The following is a 25,580-nucleotide window of genomic DNA, read 5'->3' as shown; positions in this document are numbered from 1 at the left end:
CCCTGGTAATATGAAATATTCAGTCAAGATATTGTGATAGCTTTTCCGGCCAAGCCAAACTTGAAATCGGCAGTCAGGAAAAATATACGCCTCTCATCGCCCTTGGGAGCTCGGGCGCGCCATTGCCACGGAGGCCATCATGAACATTGCTCTTAATCGTTTTTCCCTTGCGCTTGTCGCTTCTCTTTTCGCCGCCACCGCGCTCGCCGGCAGTGCCAATGCGCAGGACGAAGGTCTCGTTGTTTACAATGCCCAGCACGAAAGCCTCGGCCGCGAATGGATCGACGCCTTCACCAAGGAGACCGGCATCAAGGTCACCATGCGTCAGGGCGGCGACATGCAATTCGCCAACCAGATCATCCAGGAAAGCGACGCCTCTCCGGCTGATGTATTCCTGACCGAGAATTCGCCGGCGATGACGCTGGTCGATGGCGCGGGCCTGTTTGCCCCCATCGAAAAGGAAACGCTGGATCAGGTTCCGGATCAGTATCGCCCGGCTGACGGCATGTGGACGGGCATTGCCGCCCGCACCACGGTTTTTGCTTATGACAAGACGAAGCTCACCGAAGACAAGCTGCCGAAGTCGATGCTAGACCTAGCAGATCCCGCCTGGAAGGGCCGCTGGGGTGCGTCCCCTGCCGGTGCCGACTTCCAGGCCATCGTCGCCGCCCTGCTGCAGCTCAAGGGCGAGCAGTCGACAGCCGCCTGGCTGAAGGCTCTCAAGGAAAACGCTACGCCCTACAAGGGCAACAGCGTCGCCATGAAGGCCGTCAACGCTGGCGAAGTCGAAGGCGCGATCATCTACCACTATTATTGGTTCGGCGATCAGGCCAAGACAGGCGAGAACAGCAAGAATGTCGGCCTGCATTACTTCAAGAACCAGGATCCGGGCGCTTTCGTCAGCGTTTCGGGCGGCGGCATCCTCAAGTCCACGCAGCACATGAAGGAAGCTCAGGCTTTCCTGAAGTTCCTCACCAGCAAGGCTGGCCAGGCAGTCCTCAAGGACGGCGATTCCTATGAATATGCCATCGGCAAGGATGCGCCCTCCAACGACAAGCTCACCCCCCTTGCCGATCTCAACGCCCCGAAAGTCGAAGCTTCGACCCTCGACAGCAAGAAGGTTGTCGAGTTGATGACGGCTGCCGGCCTGATCTAAAGTGTGGCGCGCCACACTTTAGATCTTTGGTTGTCCGCATGTCGTCGTCGCAAAACCGCGGCACAGTTTTGCGCGACATGCTTTGACCTTTCTGCCGCAGGCTTCTTCCAGCCAAAACTATTGCATTTGGCTCAAGAAAACCTTAGGGCATGACGAAATCCGGCAACCGCCCTTCAAGGGCGGTTGCCTTCCTTTTTCAGCGTGTAAAGGCATCGGCCTTGCTGCAGGACAATAGATTGCTCGCATCCGGCAACCAGGCGCCGGTCGCGCCGAGGGCCACGCGCATGGTTTTGCCACGCGGACGCATGCCGCACGCTTCGGTGATCCTGCTTGCAACCGTCGTCGCGATCTTCAGCCTCGTGCCGCTCGGCTTCATCGGCTGGGTCACCTACGATGTCGGCTTTGAAACGGTGAAGGCTCTGATCTTCCGGCCACGCGTCGGCGAACTTCTCGTCAATACGGTTCTCCTGGAATCGATCACCATTCCGCTGTCGATCGCGCTTGCCGTGACGCTTGCCTGGCTGACAGAACGGACGAACATTCCTTTCGCGCGGCTCTGGGCCTGGCTGGCGATTGCTCCGCTCGCCGTGCCTGCCTTCGTGCACAGCTATGCCTGGGTCAGCCTTATTCCCGGCATGCGCGGTCTGCAGAGTGGCGTCCTCGTCTCGGTCATCGCCTATTATCCGTTCCTCTACCTGCCGGTCGCCGCAGCGCTGCGCCGACTCGATCCGGCCATCGAGGATGCCGCGGCCTCGCTGGGCCTTAATCCCTGGCGCGTCTTCTTCCGCGCCGTGCTGCCGCAGCTGAGGCTTGCGATTTGCGGCGGCTCGCTGCTGGTCGCGCTGCATCTGCTTTCGGAATACGGACTGTTCGTCATGATCCGGTTCGACACGTTCGCGACGGCGATCGTCGACCAGTTCCAGTCGTCCTACAACAGCCCGGCCTCCAATATGCTCGGCGGTGTGCTCGTCGCCTGCTGCCTTTTTCTGCTCGGCTTCGAGCTGCTGGTGCGCGGCAACGAACGTTATGCCCGCGTCGGCACCGGCTCGCCACGTCCAGCGGATCGCCGCCGGCTGGGCTGGTTCGTGGTGCCGGCGGTGTTGCTGCCCGTCATCCTTGCGGCGCTGACGCTCGGCGTGCCGCTGGTGACGCTTGGCCGCTGGCTCTATCTCGGCGGCACCGATATCTGGCGCATCGAAGTCGGCAACGCCTTCCTGCAAACGATTGTGCTTGCCGTTATCGGCGGCGTGTTGGCGACGATTGCCGCAGCACCGATGGCCTGGCTTTCGGTGCGTGCGCCCGGCCGCTTCCAGCGGGTGCTCGAAGCCTGCCATTATTATGTCGGCTCGCTGCCGGGCGTCGTCGTGGCGCTGGCGCTGGTGACGATCACCGTGCGTCTCGTGCTGCCGCTCTATCAGACCTTCGCAACGCTGCTCGTCGCCTATGTGATGCTTTTCCTGCCGCGCGCCATGATCGGGCTGCGCGCCAGCATCGCCCAAGCGCCGGTGGAGCTGGAGCGCGCCGCGATGGGCCTCGGCCGCACGCCCGGCCAGGCGGTGCGGCAGATCACCATGCGGCTTGCCGCACCGGGAGCGGCCGCCAGCGTCGCGCTGGCCGCACTCGGCATCACCAATGAACTTACGGCGACACTGATGCTGTCGCCCAACGGCGTCGATACGCTGGCGACGAAATTCTGGTCGCTGACCAGCGAGATCGACTATGTCTCGGCCGCCCCTTACGCCTTCATGATGATCGTGCTGTCGCTGCCGCTCACCCTGATGCTCTATACCCAATCGAAACGGACTGCCGGCCAATGACGCTGCTCACGATCGAGAACATCAGCAAGCGCTATGGCCCCGTCCAGGCGTTGAAGGATATTTCGCTCGACGTCCAGGCGGGCAGCCGCACGGCGGTCGTCGGCCCGTCCGGTTCGGGCAAGACGACGCTGCTGCGCATCATTGCCGGCTTCGAACAACCCGACGTCGGCAGGGTGACGTTGGATGGCGAGGTGCTCGCCGACGGTCCGGCGACAATACCGGCGCATAAACGCGGCATCGGCATTGTCTCGCAGGATGGCGCGCTGTTTCCGCACTTAAGCGTTGCCGAGAATATCGGCTTCGGCTTCGAGCGAGGTGCAGCCGATCGCGAAAAACGCGTGCTCGAACTGCTCGACATGGTCGAGCTCGACCGCGGCATGCTGGCGCGGCGCCCGCATCAGCTTTCCGGCGGCCAGCAACAGCGTGTGGCGCTCGCCCGCGCGCTCGGCCGCAAACCGCGGCTGATGCTGCTCGACGAACCTTTCTCGGCACTCGATACCGGCCTGCGCGAGAATATGCGCAAGGCGGTTGCGCGCGTGCTGCAGGCGGCCGGCATCACCGCCATTCTCGTCACCCATGATCAGGAAGAGGCGCTGACCTTTGCCGATCAGGTGGCGGTGCTCAGGGAAGGACGGCTGATCCAGGCCGGGTCGCCGCAATCATTGTATCTCCATCCGCGCGATCGCGAGACGGCGCTGTTTCTCGGCGACGCCGTGCTGCTTCCCGCCATCATCCGAAATGGCCTTGCCGACTGCGCTCTCGGCCATGTCGCCGTCGAGGGCAGCCGTCAAGGCAAGGCGGAGATCATGCTGCGGCCCGAGCAGATTCGCGTCGTTGCCGATGAAAGCGATCGCAAATACGGCGGACGTGTCGTCGAGGTGGAATTCGGCGGCGCCGTCTGCACCGTCGCCGTTTCGCTCGACGGCGTTGCGCTGCCGCCGATCCTGATCAAGACCTCGAGCGTCGCCCTTCCGGCGCGAGGCGATCTCGTTCGCCTCGATATCGCCGGCAAGGCGCATGTCTTCGAGAGCTGAGTTAGGGCGCCGAGCGTCTTTTTAGACGCGCCTTTGCTCGGATTGCTCAGCCGAACTTGCGCACCACTTCTTCCGGCTCGATGCCTTCGAGCCAGCCGCCGGTAAAGCCGGCGCGTTCGAGGCCGAGGCGGATAACCGGCGATTGCCGCATCAGCTTCCAGATGAAATCCGAACGGTCGTTCTCGATGGTCATGACGACAAGGCCCTGGTCGATGCCGACGGTGCGGTCGTCGACCCAGCCTTCCGGCCGCTTGGTCTTGACCGTCGGGTTGAAGCCACCGGGGAAGCCGCCTTCCAAGAGCAGATTCGGATAGGTGGTCAGAAGCGCCTTGGTGCCATCGAGAGCCGCCTGCTTGTCGTAAGGCAGACAGGCAAGGGCTGCCCAGGGTGCGATCGTGCCGTCATCCGGACCGAGCGGGGCGCCGCGGGCGGCATAACCCAGAACCTTCGGCTGGCGGCCGCCGCGCATGCGCCGTGTCGGCGGCGGGCCGTCACAGGCGGAGAAGCCCCAGATATTCCTGTTATAGCCGACGAACTGGCCGGGATTGCGATCGGCATAATCACGCTGGACGTTGATCATCACCTGCGTATTGCGGAAATAATCCCAGTTCCGCTCCGCCATCGGCTTGTCCTGAATGCTGCGGAAATCGATCCAGGCATGCGAGAACAGGTGGATGAAGAGCGGCCCGGCATAGAGATAGGACTGCTCGCCATGCAGCATCCAGGAATAGCTTGACGTAAAGGCGTCGTAGCACGATTGCGGGATGGGGTGCGTCGGCGAGGCGAGCGCCAGCGTGTAGAGGATGATCGCCTCGTCGAAGCCGTGATAGCGCCATCGCAGGAAACCGGAGGAGGGCTTCCATCCCATGGCAACCGTGTCGCCCTTGTTCAGTGCCCAGCGCCAGTCGACGCGCTCGTAGATGAAGGTCGCGAGTTGACGGATTTCAGTCTCCGTGTCGTCGTCTTCGCGATTGAAATACTGTGCGGCCGTGAGGATGCCGGCGACAAGCAACGCCGTATCGATTGTCGAAAGCTCGCTGTTCCAGGCGCGATGGCCGGTATCCATGTGCAGGAAATGGTAGAAGAAGCCGCGGTGCCCGGTCGCGTGGCGTTCCTCGCCCTGGCGCGCCTCGGCGAAGAACCGCAGCGTGTTGACCGTACGCTCGGCCGCTTCCTCGCGGCTGATCCATAAACGCTCGACACCGACAGGATAGGAGGAAAGCGCAAAGCCGACGGCTGCGATGCTGCACGGAACCCCGCCGATCGAGGTATCCGCCACAAGGCCGTTTTCGGGATTGGAATATTTCAGGAAGTACTTGAACGCCGAATGTTGCAGCCTGTCGACGAGCGCTGCATCAATGTCTTCAATCCGTTGCAGCATAGGCTCCTACCCAACTGTTGCATCGCCCCATGCTTCAACATGGTGGCCGTCCCCGGGCAAATCAAACCTTTTTGATTCGTAGGGATAAGAGAACACAAATGGGAGGAATCGGTCGTTAATAATTATCGGTAAAATAATATCTAGCAGAAGTCATATAAGCGCTGCAGCATAAAGGACGATCTGCACCTCTCCGGCACAGCTCATTTCCTGAAATACTCGCTTCATCCGATGCTCTATAAGAGCGGCCGACAAAGCCTTCGGGCGTTATCGTCCGATCGCATAGGCCTGCATCAGGCGGGGCGTGGCTGCGGCGCGCATCAGCCCGTCAGCATCTCGCCGGGCGGCAGCCAGTCGGCCGATGGCCCAGGCATCGGCGAGCGTCGGCTTGGGGCGCGCCGACCGGTCGAACTCAGGCCGGCGTCGAGCGTGCGGAGAGAAAAACCTGCGGCTCGAAGGCAAAATCCTTGTCGAAGGGGTAGGTCGGATGCTGCTTGCGCAGCCGCGGCAGGCGCTCGACGAACTGGTCGACGACACCTGTTGATAGCGCCATCAGGTTCGGATTGGCAATCGGCGCCAGTTCCGGTGAGAGATAGCCCGATTTGACGACGATGATCTTCGCTTGGTGCGGGTCGAGGCCAAGCCGGGTGAAATCGGCGATATTGTGATAGGGCCGGCGCTTGGCGGAAAGCACCAGATCGATGCCACTGACCGAAACCACCGCCTGGCGGTCGGCGGGATCTGATGTCTCATGCAGGAATTTGACCGTGAAGCGGGCGATAACCGGCTTGCTGCCTTTCGCATCGAGCGAGGCGCCGACGCTGAGCTCCAGCTCGGCGCCGATGCCTGCGGCATAACAGGCCTCGGTCGCCGCCTTGTCGGCAATGCCGGCGAAGACGACGCCGGTGGCACCCCTGGCGATCAACTCGGCCAGTACATCTGCCCGGTCCCCGACGCCGCCGCCTGTGGGGTTGTCGCCGGATTCGGCAAGCACCACAGGGGCAGTGGGGCTTGCGATCGCCCTTTCGACGCATTCCTCGAGCGAGCCGGTTTCGCAGCCGAAGACGAAGTCTTCGCGCGCATCCCAATAAGCCAGCGCGAGGCGTTTGGCCTCGCGTTCCAGCACGGCGCGGTCGGTGCCGGTCATGATCGCGGCGGCCGTGGCGCGCGGTTCGTCGGCCCAGACATAACCGACCATCAGCGATGCATCCCAAACGCCATCAAGCGCATCGATCCCGGGCAGCATGTCATAGAGGCTCTTTGCCGGCTCGTCGACGGTGCTGGTGCGCTCGCCGGGCAGCACGACCGGGATCGGCGCCCAGAGGAGGATCGGCCGCTTGCCGGTTTTCAGGCTATTTACCAGCATCGAGACGGAGCGGCGCATCGTCTCCTCGACATCGATATGCGGCGCGGTGCGATAGGTGGAATAGATGTCGAGCGCATCGATGATGCGCTGGGTGACATTGCCGTGCAGGTCGTAGCTTGCCGAAACCGTGCAATCCTCGCCGACCAGGGCACGGGCCGCGCTGATCCAGTCGCCTTCGGCATCCTCCATGCCCTCTACATACACTGCGCCGTGCATGGCGAGGTAGAGACCGTCGAGCGGCAGCATCGGCTTCAGCCGCTCGAGGAATTCACCCTTGAAGGCCTCGTAGGTGGCGCGTGAAACCGGGCCGCCGGCAATGGCGCGCGCATGGATCGTCGGCAGGAACTCGGCATCGTAATCCCTGAGGAAGGCGAAATAGGGCGCTGCCAGCAGCGCCTCCCCGCGCACCACGCGAAAATCCTTCTCCTCGTTCAGGACGGGATTGTATGTACTGCACTCGGTATGAATGCCACCGACGGCGATGCGCATGGGAACCTCAGTTGATGTTGGGAGCAATCAGGACGTTATGGGCGGCGATGCTGGCACTCCGGCCCGAGCGCCGGCATCGACACGCTGCGTGCAGATCGGTGTCGCTCGACGGAGTTTGTGCTGCGATAAACTGAACATGCGGGATCCGATCCGAAGACGCGTCCTTTTGCCTCGACAATAAGTTTACAAACGAACCAATCAACCAAAATAAATTACAATCTTGATCTTCTAAGCCGGCGTCGAGGTGGAAGGTGCCGTAATCGGTGAGCCTCCGACCGACTCGGTTTTTTCCGTCGGATGATGCGGGCCGATTGCTGCCGACAGCACTGGCCGCGTCGCCATAGAGAAAAAATCCCACTTCGGGATCCCGAAATTCCCCCACTTCGGGATTCCGAAATTCGTCGCGTTTTGGGCGGTGCCGCCGCGGGGAAACATCCAATGATTTCAATACCGCCACCAATTTCGGGATTCCGAAGCGCTATATAGATTATGGTGGGGCGTGGCTTGCCGATGAAGTCAGCGAAGCGCTCGACAATTCGCCGAACAGAAAGTCGATGCGGCTATGCGCTTTAGAGGCTACCCGTCGAGAATGGATATCAATCTACGGATACCTGCCAAAATGACCTCTGACACGTAGCACAAGGCGTCAAATCAGCTGTTCCGCGCAAGCTCTTTAGCGGCTTCATTGTGTAGATGGTTGAGAATGTCATATATGTGCGCTACCGGGCACCCGAATATCTTGCGCTCCGATTTCTTCCATGACGATTGAATTTGTTAGGGCGCTCGGTGTTGAAACCAAAAATCGGCCCACCACTCATGCCCTCTAGGCTCTGTAGATGGGTCCGGCTATCGATTGTGGCGATAAACCTCGGAAAGAGCGTGGTCTGCTCTTCCGGTTCGGCTTTCTTAAGCCTGAGCATCGTCATTCCGACAGTGGCGTTTCCCGAAGGCGATACCCTTTCGGATGTTAGCTCAACAGGAAGACCGAGCAGAAAAAAGACCTCAAGGTCGGCAGGTTCGTTCTGCGAAGCCTCGTATGTGAGCGGGACAATATTGTGTTTCGCGATTAATCGGATTTGGTGCTCCTCGAGAAACAATCGAGCCCAAGTTTGTCGTCGTGAAAATGGAGGCGAGGCGAGCTCTTAAGATCATAAGGAACCCCGTGGTCGCTTAGCTTCGTTTCGCCGAAGGTGTCTAGCAACTGGCACCCAAGGCTGATGATGTCTGGGTGATTCACGGCCTCATCGAGGTATTCGACCACATGACCCGCTGTCAGAATGCCAAATATGTCCCCGATGCGTATCAGCAACCCGGAAGCCGCGAAGAAACGGTCGGGGCCTTGATCATCCTTCATGCGAGAGTTGACGCTTATCGCCACAAAGTGACGAGCGATGAATGTTTGAGCATCAGTCATTCGCGGCGACACCATAATTTGAAGATGTAATTCGAGATTCGAAATAAAAGTAATAATTGTGATTAAGCTCTCCGTCTAATTGTTCCGACTCAGAGAATTTGACCTTCTCCTTGCAACCGAGGAGGTGTGGCGATGACTGGTTTCTACGCGGGCTACTTCGCAGGCGGTGCGGCTAACGGCTTGGCAATGTTTGTAATAGCCGACGGTAAAATATCGGGCGCGGACATGGCGGGTGTCAGTTTCGATGGCGCTTTTGGCGAGGACGAAGAAGGCAAGCTTACAGGTACGGTTTCGGTTCAAGTGCCACCTGGTGTAACCGTGGTGCAAGGCGTCACAGCACCCGCGCAAGGGCTAACCTATGAAGTGCCTTTCGTCTTTCCAATGAAATTTGACAAAGAGCCCTTTCTAGAGCTTCGGACGCCGCTGGGGAACGTTAACGTTCGGCTCCAAAAAGTTCGGGAACTGCCGTGATGGACTCAAACTTTTGGGCATTTCAGGCGAAGGATTGGATCAATATTCTGATCTTAGGCGTCACCGCTTTCGCCGTCTACATTGGTCCGATCCGTGCGGTGAAGATCACGAGACGAGAGGAGGTCGAGGCACTCAAATTGCGGCAGAAAGCAGAAATTTTCGCATCACTCATGAAAACACGGCGATTTCAGCTTGATCCCGAACACGTCTCGTCGTTGGATCTCATCCAAGTGTACTTTAGTGAAGAAGAGACCGTGCTGGCGGCCTACAAAGCTTATATCCGTCTTCTGTCAAGAAAACTGATTCCGGGCGTGGCCGACGAATCGTTCTGGAAAGAACGACGATGCTTTCATTGATTTGGTCTACGCTATCGCGCGGGCTACCGGCTTTTCACAAGACAAAAAAGAAATCGAAGAATTGGCCTACTCTCCAAGCGGGTGGGCAAGCGATCAAGAAACAATAAGACGGTTGCATGGCCTATTGATCGAAATCTTCGAAAACAAGCGGCCGATACCGGTCACAAATTTCATCAATCCGACAGTTTTCAATCCATTTCCACCGGCGCCCGCGATCGATCCGAACTGGCTGTGGAAAGGCTGACGATGGTAGAGGTGTGGGCCTGGTTCTGGCTGATGGAGCGCCATCAGCCTTGAAAGGCTCCCGGTATCTCTTTGGTTCCATGAAAAAACTAGACCCACAGAGGCTCGCCGGGCGTTTCTATCCTTGTTGGAAATTTGAGAAACTGGAGCGGGCGAAGGGATTCGAACCCTCGACCCCAACCTTGGCAAGGTTGTGCTCTACCCCTGAGCTACACCCGCTCAATCCGCATCGGTCCGGGGTAGTTGTTGGACCGTGGGCGCCGCCTCGCGGCGACCGGCGCTATATGGCCTAACGGGTTTTCAAATGCAACAGGGAAATGACGGAGAGGCGAAGAAAAATTCCGGTGTTCGCAGACGCCCGGTGGAAAGGCCGCAAATGCGGGGCAAAGCGTCGGTCGCAAAGATTGCCAAACGATGTGGGCCGACTTAATCAGGACGCCTCGCTTTTTTCCCTTCCTGTCCAATGGATTGCCCCATGTCCGAAAATGCCCCGAAGACAAGAGAAGAATTGTTTGCCTTTCTCGATGGGCTCGGCATTGCTCATAAGACAATCGACCACGCGCCGGTCTTCACTGTCGCCGAATCGGTGGCCCTGCGTGACGAGATCCCCGGCGGCCACACCAAGAACTTGTTCGTCAAAGACAAGAAGGACAGGTATTTTTTGCTGACGGTGGAGGAAAATGCCGAGGTGGACCTCAAACAGGTGCACAATTTGATCGGCGGGTCCGGCCGGGTTTCCTTCGGCAGGGCGGAAAAGCTGATGGAATATCTCGGCGTCATCCCCGGGGCCGTCACGGCGTTCGGCGCGATCAACGATACCGCGGAGAATGTTACGTTCGTGCTCGATGCCGATCTGATGCGCGAAGAGATCGTCAACTGTCATCCGCTGTCCAACGATGCGACGACATCGATTGCGAGCAGCGATCTCATCCGTTTCATGGAAGCCACGGGACATAAGCCGCTTGTCTTGAAAGTGACGTCCTGACATACGATTTTAGCGCTAAGGCGCGTCGCGATCTTTCAGATTCGCTTGCCGCGCTTTAGTCTCTGGTTTTGCGCATGCCTTTATCGCAAAACCGCACCACAGTTTTGCGCGACATGCTTTAGCAAAGACGCCGGCAGGATCGGCGCGGCGGGAGATACCTATGAGCGGCAGCGACAACCCCTATAGCGGTTCCTTCGGAAATCAGATGACGGCGAGCACAAGCTTCGGCGCTGCGCCGGAACCCGCGGCTGCGGCCGGCAGCTACATCACGGAGACGACGACCGCGAATTTTTCCAAGGACGTCATCGAGGCATCGCGCAGCCAGCCGGTGCTGGTCGATTTCTGGGCGCCCTGGTGCGGTCCGTGCAAGCAACTGACGCCGGCCTTGGAAAAGGTGGTCAACGAAGCCAAGGGCCGTGTCCGGCTGGTCAAGATGAACATCGACGACCATCCGTCGATCGCCGGTCAGCTCGGCATCCAGTCGATCCCCGCCGTCATCGCCTTCGTCAACGGCCGTCCTGCCGACGGTTTCATGGGCGCGGTGCCGGAAAGCCAGATCCAGCAGTTCATCGACCGGATCGCCGGTCCGGCCGGCGCCGACCAGGCGGCCGAAATCGAAGCGGTGCTTGCGGAAGCGGCGGAACTGCTTGCCGCCGGCAATATCGACGAGGCCGCTCAGCTCTATGGCGCCGTCATGCAGGCCGATCCCGAGAATGCCAAGGCGCTTGCCGGGATGGCCGAATGCATGATCGCCGACAACCAGCATCAGCGGGCGCGCGACATACTGAGGGAATTGCCGGAAGAGCTGGCAAAAGACACCGGCATCCAGGCCGTGCTGATGAAACTCGAGCAGATCGAAGAGGCCCGCAAGCTCGGCGACCCCGTTGCGCTCGAACGTGAACTGGCCGCCAATCCTGATGACCACGAGGCGCGGATCAAGCTCGCCAAGATCCGCAATGTCGAGGGCCGGCGCGACGAAGCGGCCGACCACCTGCTTCAGATCATGCGCAAGGACCGTGCCTTCGACGATGATGGCGCCCGCCGCCAACTGCTGCAGTTCTTCGAGGTCTGGGGCTTCAAGGATCCAGCGACGGTTGCAGCGCGCCGCAAGCTTTCGGCGATGCTGTTCTCGTAGATCAGGATGATTTTAGGCCTGATCGGCCTAAAATCTGAATCCTGCTAAGTTTCGAACATCTGCCCTTGCGTTTTCGGGCGAGGGCACCACATTCTCGTCAAGACGGGCATGCCCGTTACAAGAATGCGGGACGGTTTCATGCAAGTCGGGAATGCCAGATACCTGAAGCCGGGCGATCTGCCTGATGCGATCGCTGTCTTCCCCCTGACCGGCGCCCTCCTCCTGCCGGCCGGGCAGCTACCCCTCAACATTTTCGAGCCGCGCTATCTGGCGATGCTGGATGCAGCATTGAGCGGAAACCGGCTGATCGGCATGGTGCAGCCGGCGCTTGGCGAACATGAGGACAAGGGCGGCGAGCCCAACCTTGCCGCTGTCGGCTGCCTCGGCCGCATCACCTCCTTCGCGGAGACTGGCGACGGGCGCTGTATCGTATCGCTGACCGGCGTCTGCCGCTTCCGGCTGCTGGAAGAGAAATCGACCAACGATCCCTTCCGTATCTTCCGTATCGCCCCATTCATCGCCGACCTCTCGGCCGAAAACGAGGAGGAGGCGGTTGATCGCGCTGCGCTTCTCACCGCCTTCAGGGACTATCTCGATGCCAACAAGCTGGAGGCGGACTGGGAGAGCGTCGAGCGGGCGAGCAATCTGACGCTCGTCAATTCGCTGGCGATGATGTCACCCTTCGGGCCGGCGGAAAAACAGGCGCTGCTGGAGGCGCCGGATCTGAAGACGCGGGCTGAGACGCTGATCGCCATTACCGAAATCGTGCTGGCGCGCGTCTTCGGTGACTCCGACACGGTTCTGCAGTAGACTTCAGCCATGGATGAAAAACTCAGCCGCGTCGATCCCAAGCTGCTCGATCTCCTGGTCTGCCCGCTCTCCAAGGGCCGGCTTTCCTATGATCGCGAGCAGAATGAGCTCGTCTCGGAAAAGGCACGGCTTGCCTATCCAATCCGAGACGGCATTCCGATCATGCTGGTATCCGAGGCCCGCCGCCTCGACGACTAAAGCAATTCTCGGAAGCGGTTTTCCCAGGCAAGGCGCGAGGCGCTTTTGCCGGGTATTGCGTAAAAACAAAGGTTAAATTGTCTCTCCGGCAAGCAGGCGCGGATTGTCCTTCGCCGTCGTTCCGGCCGCCTGGCCGATGAAGAAGGATTTGAGGCGCGGCAGCCGGTCGACGATGCCGAGGCCGACGTCGCGGGCGATGCGGATCGGCGTTGCGTCGTTGGAGAAGAGCCGGTTCAAGACGTCGGTCGTCACTCCCATGCGGAAGGTGTCGAAGCGCCGCCAGGTCTGGTAGCGCTCGAGAATGTTGATCGAGCCGATATCGAGGCCGAGGCGATCGGCGTCCACGATGGTTTCGGCCAGTGCCGCCACATCCTTGAAGCCGAGATTGAGTCCCTGACCGGAAATCGGGTGGATGCCATGGGCAGCGTCGCCGGCCAGCGCGAAACGCGGCGCGACGAAGGAGCGGGCGAGCGTCAGGCCGAGGGGGAAGGCGCGCTTGTCGCCGATCACTTTCAGGCTCCCAAGCTTGTGGCCGAAGCGGCGTTCGAGCTCTTCCTCGAAGATCAGGTCGTCGGCAGCGACCAGCCGGTTGGCATCCGGCGTGCGCTCCGTCCAGACGAGCGAGGAGCGGTTGTTCTTCAGCGGCAGAATGGCGAAGGGGCCGGCCGGCAGGAAATGTTCCTCGGCGCAGCCGTCATGCGACCGCTCGTGTTCGACGGTGGCAACGATGCCGGACTGGCCGTAGTCCCAGGTGACGGTCCTGATGCCGGCGAGATCGCGCAGCGTCGAGCGCACGCCGTCGCAGGCAACCAATAGCTTGGTTTCCAGCGCGCTGCCGTCCGAAAGCGTGACGGTGACATGGGTGTCATGGGTCTTCAGCTCCGTGGCGCCGAGCCCGTGGCGGATGTCGATGCCGAGCCGGTCGCAGGCACCGCGCAGGGCTGCGACCATCGCGACATTCGGGATCATGTGGGCGAAGGGCCGGCCTTCGGCGATTTCGCCGTCGAAGGTCAGAAAAACCGGACGCACCGGATCGGAGGTCTTGGAGTCGGTGACGATCATTTTGGTGATCGGCTGGGCTTCCGGTTCGATCTCGTTCCAGATGCCGAAGACCTCGAGCATCTTTGCCGCCGCCGCGATGACGGCGGAAGCGCGCGTGTCGTTTTTCCAGACATGCTCGGGAGCCGCCTCGACGACGGCGACATTCAGATGCGGCGCGGCCTGTTTGACCGCGACAGCGGCGGAAAGGCCGACATAACCCCCACCCACAACCAGCATGTCCAGCATCGCGCCGCTCCCGTACCTTATGCCTCAGATGTGCTTTATATAGATCATCGCAACTTCACTTCCTACCGCTGGGAGACATAGAAATGACGGGCGAGACATCAGGGCCTTCGGCGATGGAGACGCTGCTTTCGACGCTCGACCTCGAGCCGATCGAGGTCGATATTTTCCGCGGCCGCAGCCCCAAGGTCGGCTGGCAGCGGGTCTTCGGCGGCCAGGTAATCGGCCAGGCGCTGATGGCGGCGCAACGCACCATCGAGGGCGATCGTTTCGTCCATTCGCTGCATGCCTATTTCATGCGGCCCGGCGATCCCTCGGTGCCGATCATCTACCAGGCGGAGCGCATCCGCGACGGATCGAGCTTCAATACGAGGCGTGTCGTCGCCATCCAGCACGGCAAGGCGATCTTCGCGCTGTCGGCCTCCTTCCAGGTGGAGGAGCCGGGCTTCGAGCACCAGATCGCGATGCCCGAAGTCGAGATGCCGGAGGCGCTGCTCGGCGAGCAGCAGATCAAGGAACAGTATCTCGCCCACGCGCCGGAGGCGATCCGAAAATACTGGCAGCGTGAGCGGCCGATCGAGATTCGCCCCGTCTCGCTGACGCATTATTTTTCCGACAGGAAGCTCGATCCCAAACAGGACGTCTGGGTGCGCGCCACCGGCCCGGTTCCCGACGACCGGCTCTATCAGGCGGCGGTGCTTGCCTATCTTTCGGACATGACGCTGCTCGATACGTCGCTCTATGCGCACGGAACGTCCATCTTCGACCAGAGCCTGCAGGTGGCGAGCCTCGATCACTCGATGTGGTTCCACAGACCCTGCAAACTCGATGACTGGCTGCTTTATACGCAGGATAGTCCCTCGGCTTCAGGTGCCAGAGGATTAACCCGGGGTAGCCTATTTACACGTTCGGGTAGCCTGATCGCATCGGTCACGCAGGAAGGTCTGATTCGGAAAAAGGCAAATGAATAAATAATGTGCAACTTTTTTAATTTGCGCGTTATTTGTGCGCTTATCGGCCGATCATTTGCCTGTTTATTGGCGCTTTTTATTATAACCTTTACTTTTCAATAACTTACATCTTGCCTCGAATCTGGCACGTCCCTTGAATGTGTATTCGCCGGTCGCTGTTCGGGAACGTCAGCGGCAAGGAGAGTCGGCTCCGCGCCGAGGATAACGAAGGATGGGAAACCAGATGAAAATTGTGATGGCCATTATCAAGCCGTTCAAGCTCGATGAGGTCCGCGAAGCCCTTACGGCGATCGGCATTCAGGGGCTGACCGTAACCGAAGTGAAGGGCTACGGGCGCCAGAAGGGACACACCGAAATCTATCGCGGCACCGAATATGCAGTCAGCTTCCTGCCGAAGCTCAAGATCGAAATCGCGGTTGCATCGGAACTCGTCGACAGGGCGGTCGAGGCCATCGCGGCATCGGCCAAGACCGGTCAGATCGGTGACGGCAAGATCTTCGTCTATTCGATCGACCATGCCGTGCGCATCCGTACGGGCGAAACCGATTCAGAAGCGCTGTAAGAACGGCAGATCAAGGAGCTTTTTCCAATGTCAATTTCGAAGTTTTCTTCCACCTCTGCGCGTCTTTGCGCAGCAACGGCTGCCCTTCTGGCGCCGGCCGTTGCTTTCGCGCAGGAGGCTGCACCAGCTGCCACCGCAGCTGCTGCTCCTGCTTTCACCATGGACAAGGGTGACAATACCTGGATGCTCGTCTCCTCGGCGCTCGTCCTTCTGATGACCATCCCCGGCCTTGCGCTTTTCTACGGCGGTCTCGTCCGCGCCAAGAACATGCTCTCGGTGCTGATGCAGGTCTTCATGATCACGGCCGTCGTGGCGCTGATCTGGGTGACCTATGGCTATTCGCTCGCCTTCACCGACGGCGGCTCGCTGAACAGCTTCGTCGGCGGCTTCTCCAAGGCGTTCCTCGCCGGCGTCAACACGTCGTCGCTCGCTGAAACCTTCTCGAAGGGCGTCGCCATTCCGGAATACACCTTCATCGTGTTCCAGATGACCTTCGCCTGCATCACGCCCGGCCTGATCGTCGGCGCGTTCGCCGAGCGCATCAAGTTCTCGGCCGTCATGCTCTTCGTCGTCCTCTGGGTCACCTTCATCTACTTCCCGATGGCCCACATGGTCTGGTTCTGGGGCGGTCCGAGCTCCTACACCTCGCCGGCCGGCCTGATCTTCTCCTACGGCGCAATCGACTTTGCCGGTGGCACGGTCGTTCACATCAATGCCGGTATTGCGGGCCTCGTCGGCGCCATCATGCTCGGCAAGCGCACGGGCTATAAGAAGGAAATCATGGCTCCGCATTCGATGACGCTGACCATGGTCGGCGCCTCGCTGCTCTGGGTCGGCTGGTTCGGCTTCAATGCCGGCTCCAACCTCGAAGCCAATGCCTACGCCTCGCTTGCCTTTATCAACACCTTCGTCGCAACGGCTGCCGCCGCTGTATCCTGGTGCATCGTCGAAACCCTCACCCGCGGCAAGGCTTCGATGCTGGGTGGCGCTTCCGGCGCGGTTGCCGGTCTCGTCGCCATTACCCCGGCGGCAGGCTTTGCCGGCCCGATGGGCGCGATCGTTCTCGGCCTGATCGTCTCGCCGGTCTGCTACTTCTTCGTCGACGTCGTGAAAAACAAGTTCAACTACGACGACAGCCTCGACGTCTTCGGCGTCCATTGCGTCGGCGGCATCATCGGCGCTCTCGGCACCGGTATCCTCGTCAACCCGGCGCTCGGCGGTGCAGGCATCGTCGATTATTCGACTGCAGACTTCGCAGCCTCCTATGCCGGCACGGCAACCCAGGTCTGGGCTCAGGCCAAGGGCGTGCTGACGACGCTGCTGTGGTCGGGTATCGGCTCGGCGATCCTCTACAAGATCGTCGACGTTGTCATCGGCCTGCGTGTCACCGTCGAAGCCGAGCGCGAAGGTCTCGACCTTTCGACCCACGGCGAAGCCGCCTACCACTCTTCCTGATCACAGGGTTTGCGGCGCCCGGCAAAAGGGCGCCGCTTCACGGCCCGTCGCGGCCTATCTCGAGCTTTTCCGGGTTAGACCCGGAAAAGCTGCCATAGACCGCATTTCGCCCGGACCTTTCAAGGTTCGGGCCTTTTTCATTCCCTGTCCGGAATTGTCGTCCGGCTATGCATGGTTAACATCGCTTTAACCCGGCTCTGATTAGGTAGAGCGGACGCATTTTGGCACGGCGAAGCTTCAGCGATTCGCGTGTCCTCAGGCATTGGACGGGTTAGACACATGGCAAGAAGCACGTCGCCGGCAATGGATGGCCGTCCGGATCGGTTCTCCTTCTCGGCATTCATGCTGCGGCAGATCCAGGCGCTCATCGGCTTTGCGATCTTTCTGCTGCTGGCGTTCTGCGTCGCGGCGCTGGCGACTTGGAATGTTGCGGATCCGAGCTATTCCTATGCCACTGCCAACCTGCCGACGAATATTCTCGGTTACAGCGGTGCCGCCTTTGCCGATATCGTCATGCAATTCCTCGGCCTTGCCAGCGTCGTTTCAATGCTGCCGATCGTCGCCTGGGCGCTGACGCTGATTTCTGGCCGCCGCTTCAGCCGCATTCCGGCCCGTGCCGGCGCCTGGTTGGCCGGTTCAGTGCTCTCTTCCGCCGTCATCGGCTGTTTTCCGCCGCCGCTCACCTGGCCGATTCCGAACGGCATCGGCGGCGTCGTCGGCGACATGATCCTGCGTTTTCCCGCACTCTTCGTCGGCGCCTATCCCACCGGCACCTTCGCCATGGTGGTCGGCTGCATCTTTGCCGCGCCGACCGCCTGGATGATGCTCTTTGCATCGGGCCTCGTCGGCCGCAGCGACGCCGACGAGGAGATCGAGGAGGATTACGTCGATACGAGAAGCAAGGCCCGCGTCGTCGGAGACGAGAACGAGGAGGAGGACGAATCGCGCTGGGTCGCTTTCAGCGGCGCTGTGACGCATGCCTGGTACATGAGCCAGGGCCGGCTGCGCCGGCTCTTCGGCATGGGTCCGCGCAAGCGGCGCCAGGGCGATTACGAATCACCGTATGATTTCAACGATGACGAGTTCGGCACGCTGAACGAACCCGTTCGCGCCAAGGCGCCGACCGTCCGCGGCGAGCGCATGGAGCCGTCGATGGAACCATCAATGGGGCCAAGGACGGCTTCGCCGCGGCGCATCGTCTCCGCGCCGTCGCTGTCAATCGATGACGACGACAATGACGACGACCTGCCCTTCGATAACGACATGCCGCCGCGCCCGGCCGATATTCTGCCCGACGACGATGACGACGACTGGATGATCCGAGCGCCGGCAAAGGCGGCCGGCAAGCCGGAACCGCGCGTCGTCCCCGTGGTCGCACGCCCGAAGCCCAGCGCCCGCATCGAGCGGGAGGCGCAGGGCTCGTTCATCCGCCCCGAGGGTTTCCAGCTTCCGTCGATGCATCTGCTCGCCGAACCGAAGAATGTCGTGCGCGATTCCACGCTTTCGGCCGATGCGCTGGAACAGAACGCCCGCATGCTCGAAGGCGTGCTCGAAGATTTCGGCGTCAAGGGCGAGATCATCCATGTCCGTCCCGGTCCCGTCGTCACGCTCTACGAACTGGAACCGGCGCCCGGCATCAAGTCGTCGCGCGTCATCGGGCTTGCCGACGATATCGCCCGCTCGATGAGCGCGATTGCCGCCCGCGTCGCCGTCGTGCCCGGCCGCAATGCGATCGGCATCGAATTGCCGAACCAGACGCGCGAGACCGTCTATCTGCGTGAACTCATCGCCTCCCGGGATTTCGAGGGCAGCAAGGCGAAGCTCGCCATGGCGCTCGGCAAGACGATCGGCGGCGAAGCCGTGATCGCCGATCTTGCCAAGATGCCGCATCTGCTCGTCGCCGGCACCACCGGTTCCGGCAAGTCGGTCGCCATCAACACGATGATCCTGTCGCTGCTCTATCGCATGACGCCGGAACAGTGCCGGCTGATCATGATCGACCCGAAGATGCTCGAACTCTCCGTCTATGACGGCATCCCGCATCTGCTTTCGCCTGTCGTCACCGATCCGAAAAAGGCCGTCGTCGCGCTCAAATGGACGGTGCGCGAGATGGAAGAGCGCTACAAGAAAATGTCGAAGATCGGCGTGCGCAATATCGACGGCTTCAACACCCGCGTCGAGCAGGCGCTGTCGAAGGGCGAGGCGATCTCGCGCACGGTGCAGACCGGCTTCGACCGCCACACCGGCGAGGCGATGTACGAGACCGAGGAATTCGATCTGCGGCCGATGCCATATATCGTCGTGATCATCGACGAGATGGCCGACCTGATGATGGTCGCCGGCAAGGACATCGAAGGCGCCGTCCAGCGTCTGGCGCAGATGGCGCGTGCGGCCGGCATCCACGTGATCATGGCGACACAGCGTCCGTCAGTCGACGTCATCACCGGCACGATCAAGGCGAACTTCCCGACCCGCATCTCCTTCCAGGTGACCTCGAAGATCGACAGCCGCACCATTCTCGGCGAGCAGGGCGCCGAGCAGCTGCTCGGCATGGGCGACATGCTCTACATGGCGGGCGGCGGGCGTATCCAGCGCGTGCACGGCCCGTTCGTCTCTGACGTCGAGGTGGAAGAGATCGTCTCCTACCTGAAGACCCAGGGCTCCCCGCAATATCTCGATGCGATCACCGCCGATGACGACGAAGACGGCGATTACGGCGGCGGTGGCGGCGGTCCGGCCGGCACGTCCAATCTTTCCGAATCGGAGGATCCCTACGACCAGGCGGTCGCCATCGTGCTGCGCGACGGCAAGGCGTCGACCTCCTACGTCCAGCGCCGGCTCGGCATCGGCTACAACCGCGCCGCCTCGCTCGTCGAGCGCATGGAGAAGGAGGGCATCATCGGACCGGCCAACCATGCCGGCAAACGCGAGATCCTCGTTCCCACCGAAGGCGACATCCTCGACCGCTGACAGAACAGGCATATATTTCCAATACGGCCGCTTTTGCGGAAACCTGATAGCGTCGAAGCCGTTACCTCTCGCAGGCCGATCGCAACGCCTTGAAGACGCCGCCTTTCGGCAGCATGCAGATCGCATAAAGGAGATTTAGATGAGTCACTCCGATACCTTCCTCTCCGGCCTGACGGTAACGCGCCGCGACCTTCTCGGCGCCTTCGCCGTTGCTGCGATGGCGAGCGCCATTCCCTTCGGTGCTCATGCGCAGGCGGCAGCTCCCGCCTCCGGCACGGCGCAGGCGATCGCCGATCATTTCTCCGGCGTCACGACGATGCAGGGTGAATTCGTGCAGTTCGGACCGCGCGGCGAGCAGACCGGCGGCAAGTTCTATATCCAGCGTCCCGGCAAGCTGCGTTTCAACTATGACGATCCGTCGCCGATGCGGGTGATCGCCGACGGCAAGAACGTCGCCATCGGCAATACGAAGCTCAAGACCTGGGATCTCTATCCGCTCTCCAAGACCCCGCTCAGCCTGCTCCTGGCGCAGCATATCGACCTTTCGGCCGGTATGGTGAAGGGCGTGAAGGAAGAATCCGACCTGACGACGATCGCGCTCGGCAACAATACGGTGTTCGGAAACTCGACCATCACCATGATGTTCGACCCGAAGACCTACGACCTGCGTCAGTGGACGATCACCGACAATCAGGGCAAGGACACTTCGGTGATGATCTTCAACGTCAAAACCGGTATGCAGTTCGACGATCGCGTCTTCCGCGTGCCTTATGAGGCCATTCCCGGCACGCCGCAGTCGCGCGACTGAGAGCTTTTCGGTTGATCGCCGGCCGCTTTGACATGCGGCCGGTTCCCTCGCGTCCGCCTTTGTTCTAAAGCCCTTTCATGAAAGCGCATCGCGTGGAAACCGTTGCACGGTTTGTGCGATACGCGTTGGGCGTGAAAGGGCATCGGCATGGGCTTTTCGATCACCACCTGGAACATCAACTCGGTGCGGCTGCGCATGCCGATCGTCGAGCAGCTCGTTCTCAAGCACAGGCCCGATATCCTCTGCCTGCAGGAAACCAAGGTGACGAACGATCTGTTTCCGGCGGCACCGCTCAGGGCCATAGGCTACAATCACATCATCATCCATGGCCAGAAAGGCTATCACGGCGTGGCGATCGCCTCGCGCATTCCGTTGACCGAGGATCACCGGCAGGATTATTGCGGCGTCGGCGACGCCCGCCACATCTCGGCGATCTTCGAGCACGGCAATCGTCGCGTCCGGCTGCATAATTTCTATGTCCCGGCCGGCGGCGACGAGCCGGATCGCACGATCAATCCGAAATTTGGCCACAAGCTCGATTTCATCGAGGAGATGAAGCTGCTGAAAGCCAATGGCGAGGCCAATACGTCGTCAATTCTCGTCGGCGACCTCAACATCGCGCCGCTGGAGCACGATGTCTGGTCGCACAAGCAGCTTCTGAAGATCGTCAGCCATACGCCCGTCGAAACCGAGGGGCTGCTCGAGGTGATGAAGCGTGGCGCCTGGCTCGATCTCATGCGCCAGCATGTGCCTGAAAACGAGAAGCTCTACACCTGGTGGAGCTATCGCGCTAAGGACTGGGAGGCCGCCGATCGCGGCCGCCGTCTCGACCATATCTGGTCGTCGTCGGATCTCGGGCCGCATCTGAAGCGGATCGAGATCCTGAAAGAGGCGCGCGGCTGGGATCGTCCCTCCGACCACGTGCCGGTGACGGCGCATTTCGATTTCTAGAGCTATGCGGTTCAGCTTTTCATAAAGCGCAGAGCTGCTCTAACGGGATCAGCTGAAGCGGTGGAACTGGCTTGCGGCCTTTGCCGCAAGCTCGGCGAGATTGTCGCGGATCCGGTTCTCGATCAGCCGGGCCGCGTCCGGATATTCTTCGATCAGCCGGTGGAAGAGGGCACGGGTAATGCGGATGATACTGGTGTCCTCGCGCGCCACCGCGGTGAACTTGCGCTCCACCAGCGTCACCAGCGCCAGCTCGGAAACCAAGGTTCCGGGACCGGCGATCCCCTCTGTCCTCTGCATGCCGTCGCTGCTCGTCGCGCGCAGCTCCAGGCTGCCGGTGAGGATGACATAGGCGCTCTCGGCCGGTGAGCCCTGGCGAAACAGCATCTGGCCGGCAGCGATCATGCGCCGGTCGGCGCCGAAGGCGATCAACCGCAGCTGATCCTCGTTCATGTCCTTGAACAGAGGAAGCTGCGCGAGCATGTGGATGTCGTCGGTCAGCGCCATGCGGGCTTTTCGCCTTAGAGCAATTCCAGCAAAAGTGCCTAGCGGTTTTGCCAGGCAAAGCGTGAAAGGCTTTTGCCAGAATTGCGTGAAAACAAAGAGATAGAGCATTTCCGTGATTCGGAGAAAAGGAAATGCTCTAGGGTATGATTTTATAGCCGCCGTTTTCCGTGACGAGGATTTCGGCATTGGAGGGATCGCGCTCGATCTTCTGGCGCAGGCGGTAGACGTGGGTTTCCAGCGTATGCGTCGTCACGCCGGAATTATAGCCCCAGACTTCTTCGAGCAGCACGTCGCGGGTGACGACTTTCTGTTCGGCGCGGTAGAGATAGCGGATGATCGCCGCTTCCTTTTCCGTCAGCCGGATCTTCTGACCGTTATCGGTGGTCAGCAGCTTCTGGCTCGGCTTGAAGAGGTAGGGGCCGACGGTGAAGGTCGCATCCTCGCTCTGCTCATGCTGGCGCAACTGCACGCGGATGCGGGCGAGCAGCACGGCGAAGCGGAAGGGCTTGGTGACATAGTCGTTGGCGCCGGCTTCGAGGCCGAGGATCGTGTCGGAATCGGTATCATGGCCGGTCAGCATGATGATCGGCGCCTTGAAACCGCCCTTGCGCAGCAGCTTCACCGCCTCGCGGCCGTCCATATCGGGCAGGCCGACATCCATGATCAGCAGGTCGATCGGCGTCGAACGGGCGGTCGCGACACCTTTACCGGCGTTGGATTCCTGCAGAACCGTGAATTCCTCATACAGCGACAATTGCTCCGTCAGCGTCTGCCGAAGGTCATCGTCGTCATCCACCAGAAGAATGGTGCGTGCGGTCATGCCGTTTGCGTCCTCATGTTAAGTTCCCTAGTCCTACGCCAAATTGCTGGTTTGGCAAGGATCGGGCAGCGGGCTGTTGCCGGGTCGGTTTTGATATGATTTCAATCGAAGCCCCAGACAAGGCACGACATGCGAGAAAAATGGAAAAAGCAAGGCAGAGGCGGGGCATGACGCCGACGGTGGTGGTGCGTCCTGCGCCGGGGCATAAGAGCCGGGCAATCGTCCGGCTCGGCGCCATCACCATACCTGCTGCGATCGGCCGTTCCGGCCGAACCGTGATGAAACGCGAGGGCGACGGCGCCACGCCGATCGCCTCGATGAGGCTGATATCCGGCTTCCGGCGTGGCGAGCGGAACGGCCGGCTCGTCACTCCGCTTGCCATCCGCCGCATCCGCCCCGACATGCTCTGGTGCGATCAGTCCGACAGTGCCAGCTACAACCGCCTTGTCAGGGCGCCGTTCGGCGCAAGTCACGAGGAGATGCGGCGCAGCGACGGGCTCTACGATATCTGCCTGGTGATGGACTGGAACATCTCCTCGCGTGCGCGCAATCGCGGCTCGGCGATCTTCTTCCATCTGATCAAACCGGGCTACGAGCCGACGGCGGGCTGCGTGGCGGTGAGTCTCAGCAACATGCGCCGCCTGCTGCCCTACCTTCGAAAAGGAACGATTGTCCGCGTCGTCTGATTGTCTTCCGGATGGGGCTGCCTATATGTTTTCGGTGACCGAACGCTCCGGCTGAGATGCGTTCAGGGACGCCCCGAAGGTGCGGGCGCAATTCATGCCTCGTCCAATTCTTCAAACTCCCGGAGATATATTGTGACCGCTCAACCCATCATCACTTTCCATGACGGACATTCCATTCCGCAGGTCGGCCTCGGCGTCTGGCAGACGCCGCAGGATATCGCCGCTCCCACCGTGCGCACGGCGATCGCCGCCGGCTATCGTCATATCGATACCGCCTCCGGCTACGACAACGAAGAGGGCGTCGGCGAAGGCATCCGCTCTTCCGGCCTCGACCGCAGGGATATCTTCGTCACCACCAAGCTCAGGAACGACGACCAGGGCTACGACAATGCGCTGCGCGCCTTCGACGGCAGCCTGAAGAAGCTCGGTTCCGAATATGTCGACCTCTATCTCATTCACTGGCCATCGCCGCATCGCGGCCTCTATACAGAGACCTGGAAGGCTTTCGCCCGCATACGGGAAGAGGGCCGCGCCCGTTCGATCGGCGTGTCGAATTTCAATCCTGAACATCTCGAGCGCATCATCGGCGAGACCGGCGTCGTTCCCGTCATCAACCAGATCGAACTGCATCCCGATTTCCAGCAGAAGGTGGCGCAGGAGGTTCACAAGAAGCTTGGTATCGCCACCGAATCCTGGAGCCCGCTCGGCCAGGGCAAGTTCATCTCGAACGCTGTTATTGGTGAGATTGCCAGAAAGCATCAGAAGACGCCGGCTCAGGTCATCATTCGCTGGCACATCGACACCGGCCTCGTCGTCATCCCGAAATCGGTGACGCCGTCGCGTATCGAGGAGAATTTCCAGGTGTTCGACTTCAAGCTCGATGCCGATGATATGGCTGCGATAGCCAAACTCGACAGCGCCAGCGCCCGCATGGGACCGGATCCGATGACGGCAGCCTTCTGATTAAGCAAGCCAATGAGCGGCCGCGCGGGTGAGATCGCCCGTGGCGGCCGTTGCATCAAGGAGGCATGCAGCCCTCAGTCAATAATTGCAATTGGACGATCCGTTGGTCGGGGCGAAGCCGTAACTGCAGCTATTGCCCAGGCTCCGCGGTCTTCCAATTGAGCCGGTATAATCGTCGAAGGCGTGTGAGGGATACCAATAACCGTTCGCGCTTTTGATATAGCCGGGCCGACCGCTGCTGTAGCCGCGGTATCCGTTGAGCGACAGTATCTTCTTCTGCGCGACCTGTTGCAGTTGGCCCGAGGCGACCGTGACTTGCGGTATGGTTGAATGCATCGGCGCAGCGCCGACCGCGTCGATCGATGCCAGCGGTGCGAATATGATCAGGCCGGCTCGCAGTAAACTCGCTACTGATTTCTGCCTCATGGCGCTTCCCCGATGGCGCGGTGTTCGCGAAGCCTGAACGCTATCTGTCGCGTATCGCGCCTGATCATCGATGAGGCCACAGGACTTTATCGATGTCGATTGCCCGAAAGGATGAAATTAGAAGGCGGGCCATGCACAAACGGGCTCGCCCGCCACGAGTGAGTTAAATCGGAAGCAATTTACGGAGTTAGAGCATGTCGCGCAAAACTGTGCCGCGGTTTTGCGACAACGACATGCGTAAGAACAAAGGCCTAAAGCGCGAGGAGCGAATCTGAAAGATCGCGACGCGCGCTTTGGTGCAGCAATTCAGGGGCTGCAGAGCTCTTTG

The 25,580-nt window shown here is 60.6% G+C and carries 26 protein-coding genes and 1 tRNA gene; 18 read left to right on the top strand and 9 right to left on the bottom strand.

What is annotated here, in order from left to right:
- Positions 1–139 precede the first annotated feature (139 nt).
- The 3 genes from N1937_RS21245 to N1937_RS21235 all read left to right on the top strand — a co-directional run bounded on the left by N1937_RS21245 (position 140) and on the right by N1937_RS21235 (position 4,007).
- Complete coding sequence (locus tag N1937_RS21245) at positions 140–1,156, top strand: iron ABC transporter substrate-binding protein (RefSeq protein ID WP_260056908.1); 1,017 nt, start codon at positions 140–142, stop codon at positions 1,154–1,156.
- 149 nt (positions 1,157–1,305) lie between these two features.
- On the top strand, positions 1,306–2,973 hold the full coding sequence (locus N1937_RS21240) for an ABC transporter permease (RefSeq protein WP_170258231.1): 1,668 nt from the start codon (positions 1,306–1,308) through the stop codon (positions 2,971–2,973).
- A complete protein-coding gene (locus N1937_RS21235; RefSeq protein WP_170258232.1) occupies positions 2,970–4,007 on the top strand; it encodes an ABC transporter ATP-binding protein in 1,038 nt (345 codons plus the stop codon). The genes N1937_RS21240 and N1937_RS21235 overlap by 4 nt, the downstream gene beginning before the upstream one ends.
- A gap of 46 nt (positions 4,008–4,053) precedes the next feature.
- Here N1937_RS21235 and N1937_RS21230 read toward each other — a convergent pair whose 3' ends face one another.
- From N1937_RS21230 to N1937_RS21215, 4 genes are all read right to left on the bottom strand, one after another.
- Complete coding sequence (locus N1937_RS21230; protein WP_170258233.1) at positions 4,054–5,388, bottom strand: glucoamylase family protein; 1,335 nt, start codon at positions 5,386–5,388, stop codon at positions 4,054–4,056.
- Between the two features lie 409 nt (positions 5,389–5,797).
- Positions 5,798–7,240: a M81 family metallopeptidase gene (locus N1937_RS21225; RefSeq protein WP_260056907.1), complete on the bottom strand. Its 1,443-nt coding sequence runs from the start codon at positions 7,238–7,240 to the stop codon at positions 5,798–5,800.
- Positions 7,241–7,247: 7 nt separating this feature from the next.
- Positions 7,248–7,697 (bottom strand): hypothetical protein, encoded by a 450-nt coding sequence (locus N1937_RS21220; RefSeq protein ID WP_222384406.1) that lies wholly within the window; start codon positions 7,695–7,697, stop codon positions 7,248–7,250.
- A 609-nt stretch (positions 7,698–8,306) separates the two neighbouring features.
- Positions 8,307–8,654: a hypothetical protein gene (locus N1937_RS21215; RefSeq protein WP_162115068.1), complete on the bottom strand. Its 348-nt coding sequence runs from the start codon at positions 8,652–8,654 to the stop codon at positions 8,307–8,309.
- A 132-nt stretch (positions 8,655–8,786) separates the two neighbouring features.
- Between N1937_RS21215 and N1937_RS21210 the strand changes: the two genes are divergently transcribed.
- The 3 genes from N1937_RS21210 to N1937_RS31590 are packed head-to-tail and all read left to right on the top strand — an operon-like array spanning position 8,787 to position 9,725.
- On the top strand, positions 8,787–9,125 hold the full coding sequence (locus tag N1937_RS21210) for a hypothetical protein (protein ID WP_162115069.1): 339 nt from the start codon (positions 8,787–8,789) through the stop codon (positions 9,123–9,125).
- Complete coding sequence (locus N1937_RS21205) at positions 9,125–9,481, top strand: DUF6680 family protein (protein WP_222292763.1); 357 nt, start codon at positions 9,125–9,127, stop codon at positions 9,479–9,481. Before N1937_RS21210 ends, N1937_RS21205 begins: the two co-directional genes overlap by 1 nt.
- A gap of 1 nt (position 9,482) precedes the next feature.
- Complete coding sequence (locus N1937_RS31590; RefSeq protein WP_162115071.1) at positions 9,483–9,725, top strand: DUF6680 family protein; 243 nt, start codon at positions 9,483–9,485, stop codon at positions 9,723–9,725.
- A 143-nt stretch (positions 9,726–9,868) separates the two neighbouring features.
- On the opposite strand, the gene N1937_RS21200 is transcribed toward N1937_RS31590, so the two are convergent.
- Positions 9,869–9,943, bottom strand: a tRNA-Gly gene (locus tag N1937_RS21200).
- Positions 9,944–10,199: 256 nt separating this feature from the next.
- On the opposite strand from N1937_RS21200, the gene N1937_RS21195 reads away from it, so the two are divergent.
- The 4 genes from N1937_RS21195 to N1937_RS21180 all read left to right on the top strand — a co-directional run bounded on the left by N1937_RS21195 (position 10,200) and on the right by N1937_RS21180 (position 12,852).
- Positions 10,200–10,709, top strand: a complete 510-nt coding sequence (locus N1937_RS21195; RefSeq protein ID WP_017966159.1) for a prolyl-tRNA synthetase associated domain-containing protein — start codon at positions 10,200–10,202, stop codon at positions 10,707–10,709.
- A gap of 160 nt (positions 10,710–10,869) precedes the next feature.
- The gene (gene trxA / locus N1937_RS21190; RefSeq protein WP_260056906.1) at positions 10,870–11,844 is read left to right on the top strand and encodes a thioredoxin; all 975 of its coding nucleotides are present in this window, start codon (positions 10,870–10,872) and stop codon (positions 11,842–11,844) included.
- A 123-nt stretch (positions 11,845–11,967) separates the two neighbouring features.
- Positions 11,968–12,654: an LON peptidase substrate-binding domain-containing protein gene (locus N1937_RS21185; RefSeq protein ID WP_017966161.1), complete on the top strand. Its 687-nt coding sequence runs from the start codon at positions 11,968–11,970 to the stop codon at positions 12,652–12,654.
- A 9-nt stretch (positions 12,655–12,663) separates the two neighbouring features.
- Positions 12,664–12,852, top strand: a complete 189-nt coding sequence (locus N1937_RS21180; RefSeq protein ID WP_017966162.1) for a Trm112 family protein — start codon at positions 12,664–12,666, stop codon at positions 12,850–12,852.
- A gap of 72 nt (positions 12,853–12,924) precedes the next feature.
- Here N1937_RS21180 and N1937_RS21175 read toward each other — a convergent pair whose 3' ends face one another.
- Entirely contained in the window at positions 12,925–14,139 is a 1,215-nt protein-coding gene (locus tag N1937_RS21175) for a ubiquinone biosynthesis hydroxylase (protein WP_170280014.1), read from the bottom strand.
- 83 nt (positions 14,140–14,222) lie between these two features.
- Here N1937_RS21175 and tesB point away from each other — a divergent pair, with 83 nt between their 5' ends.
- The 6 genes from tesB to N1937_RS21145 all read left to right on the top strand — a co-directional run bounded on the left by tesB (position 14,223) and on the right by N1937_RS21145 (position 21,853).
- On the top strand, positions 14,223–15,107 hold the full coding sequence (gene tesB / locus N1937_RS21170) for an acyl-CoA thioesterase II (protein WP_017966164.1): 885 nt from the start codon (positions 14,223–14,225) through the stop codon (positions 15,105–15,107).
- A 211-nt stretch (positions 15,108–15,318) separates the two neighbouring features.
- The gene (locus N1937_RS21165) at positions 15,319–15,669 is read left to right on the top strand and encodes a P-II family nitrogen regulator (RefSeq protein ID WP_003543684.1); all 351 of its coding nucleotides are present in this window, start codon (positions 15,319–15,321) and stop codon (positions 15,667–15,669) included.
- A 27-nt stretch (positions 15,670–15,696) separates the two neighbouring features.
- The gene (locus N1937_RS21160) at positions 15,697–17,124 is read left to right on the top strand and encodes an ammonium transporter (protein WP_017966165.1); all 1,428 of its coding nucleotides are present in this window, start codon (positions 15,697–15,699) and stop codon (positions 17,122–17,124) included.
- Positions 17,125–17,403: 279 nt separating this feature from the next.
- Positions 17,404–20,094 carry an FtsK/SpoIIIE family DNA translocase gene (locus N1937_RS21155; RefSeq protein ID WP_170257171.1) on the top strand — a complete coding sequence of 897 codons (2,691 nt, stop codon included), beginning with the start codon at positions 17,404–17,406 and terminating at the stop codon, positions 20,092–20,094.
- Positions 20,095–20,233: 139 nt separating this feature from the next.
- The gene (locus tag N1937_RS21150) at positions 20,234–20,902 is read left to right on the top strand and encodes an outer membrane lipoprotein carrier protein LolA (RefSeq protein WP_170257170.1); all 669 of its coding nucleotides are present in this window, start codon (positions 20,234–20,236) and stop codon (positions 20,900–20,902) included.
- Positions 20,903–21,049: 147 nt separating this feature from the next.
- Positions 21,050–21,853, top strand: a complete 804-nt coding sequence (locus N1937_RS21145; protein ID WP_170257169.1) for an exodeoxyribonuclease III — start codon at positions 21,050–21,052, stop codon at positions 21,851–21,853.
- A 48-nt stretch (positions 21,854–21,901) separates the two neighbouring features.
- Here the strand turns inward: N1937_RS21145 and N1937_RS21140 are convergent, their stop codons facing one another.
- Positions 21,902–22,357, bottom strand: coding sequence for a cyclic nucleotide-binding domain-containing protein (locus tag N1937_RS21140; RefSeq protein WP_017966169.1), 456 nt, complete (start codon positions 22,355–22,357; stop codon positions 21,902–21,904).
- Positions 22,358–22,493: 136 nt separating this feature from the next.
- Complete coding sequence (locus tag N1937_RS21135) at positions 22,494–23,177, bottom strand: response regulator transcription factor (protein ID WP_017966170.1); 684 nt, start codon at positions 23,175–23,177, stop codon at positions 22,494–22,496.
- 167 nt (positions 23,178–23,344) lie between these two features.
- On the opposite strand from N1937_RS21135, the gene N1937_RS21130 reads away from it, so the two are divergent.
- Positions 23,345–23,863, top strand: coding sequence for a L,D-transpeptidase family protein (locus N1937_RS21130; protein ID WP_260056905.1), 519 nt, complete (start codon positions 23,345–23,347; stop codon positions 23,861–23,863).
- 132 nt (positions 23,864–23,995) lie between these two features.
- The gene (locus N1937_RS21125; protein ID WP_170280018.1) at positions 23,996–24,826 is read left to right on the top strand and encodes an aldo/keto reductase; all 831 of its coding nucleotides are present in this window, start codon (positions 23,996–23,998) and stop codon (positions 24,824–24,826) included.
- A 78-nt stretch (positions 24,827–24,904) separates the two neighbouring features.
- On the opposite strand, the gene N1937_RS21120 is transcribed toward N1937_RS21125, so the two are convergent.
- Complete coding sequence (locus tag N1937_RS21120; RefSeq protein WP_170280019.1) at positions 24,905–25,252, bottom strand: cell surface protein; 348 nt, start codon at positions 25,250–25,252, stop codon at positions 24,905–24,907.
- Between the last annotated feature and the right edge of the window lie 328 nt (positions 25,253–25,580).

It is taken from the genome of Rhizobium sp. WSM4643 (genome assembly GCF_025152745.1).
Lineage (GTDB): Bacteria > Pseudomonadota > Alphaproteobacteria > Rhizobiales > Rhizobiaceae > Rhizobium > Rhizobium leguminosarum_I.
This window is presented reverse-complemented; position numbering and strand designations above follow the sequence as displayed.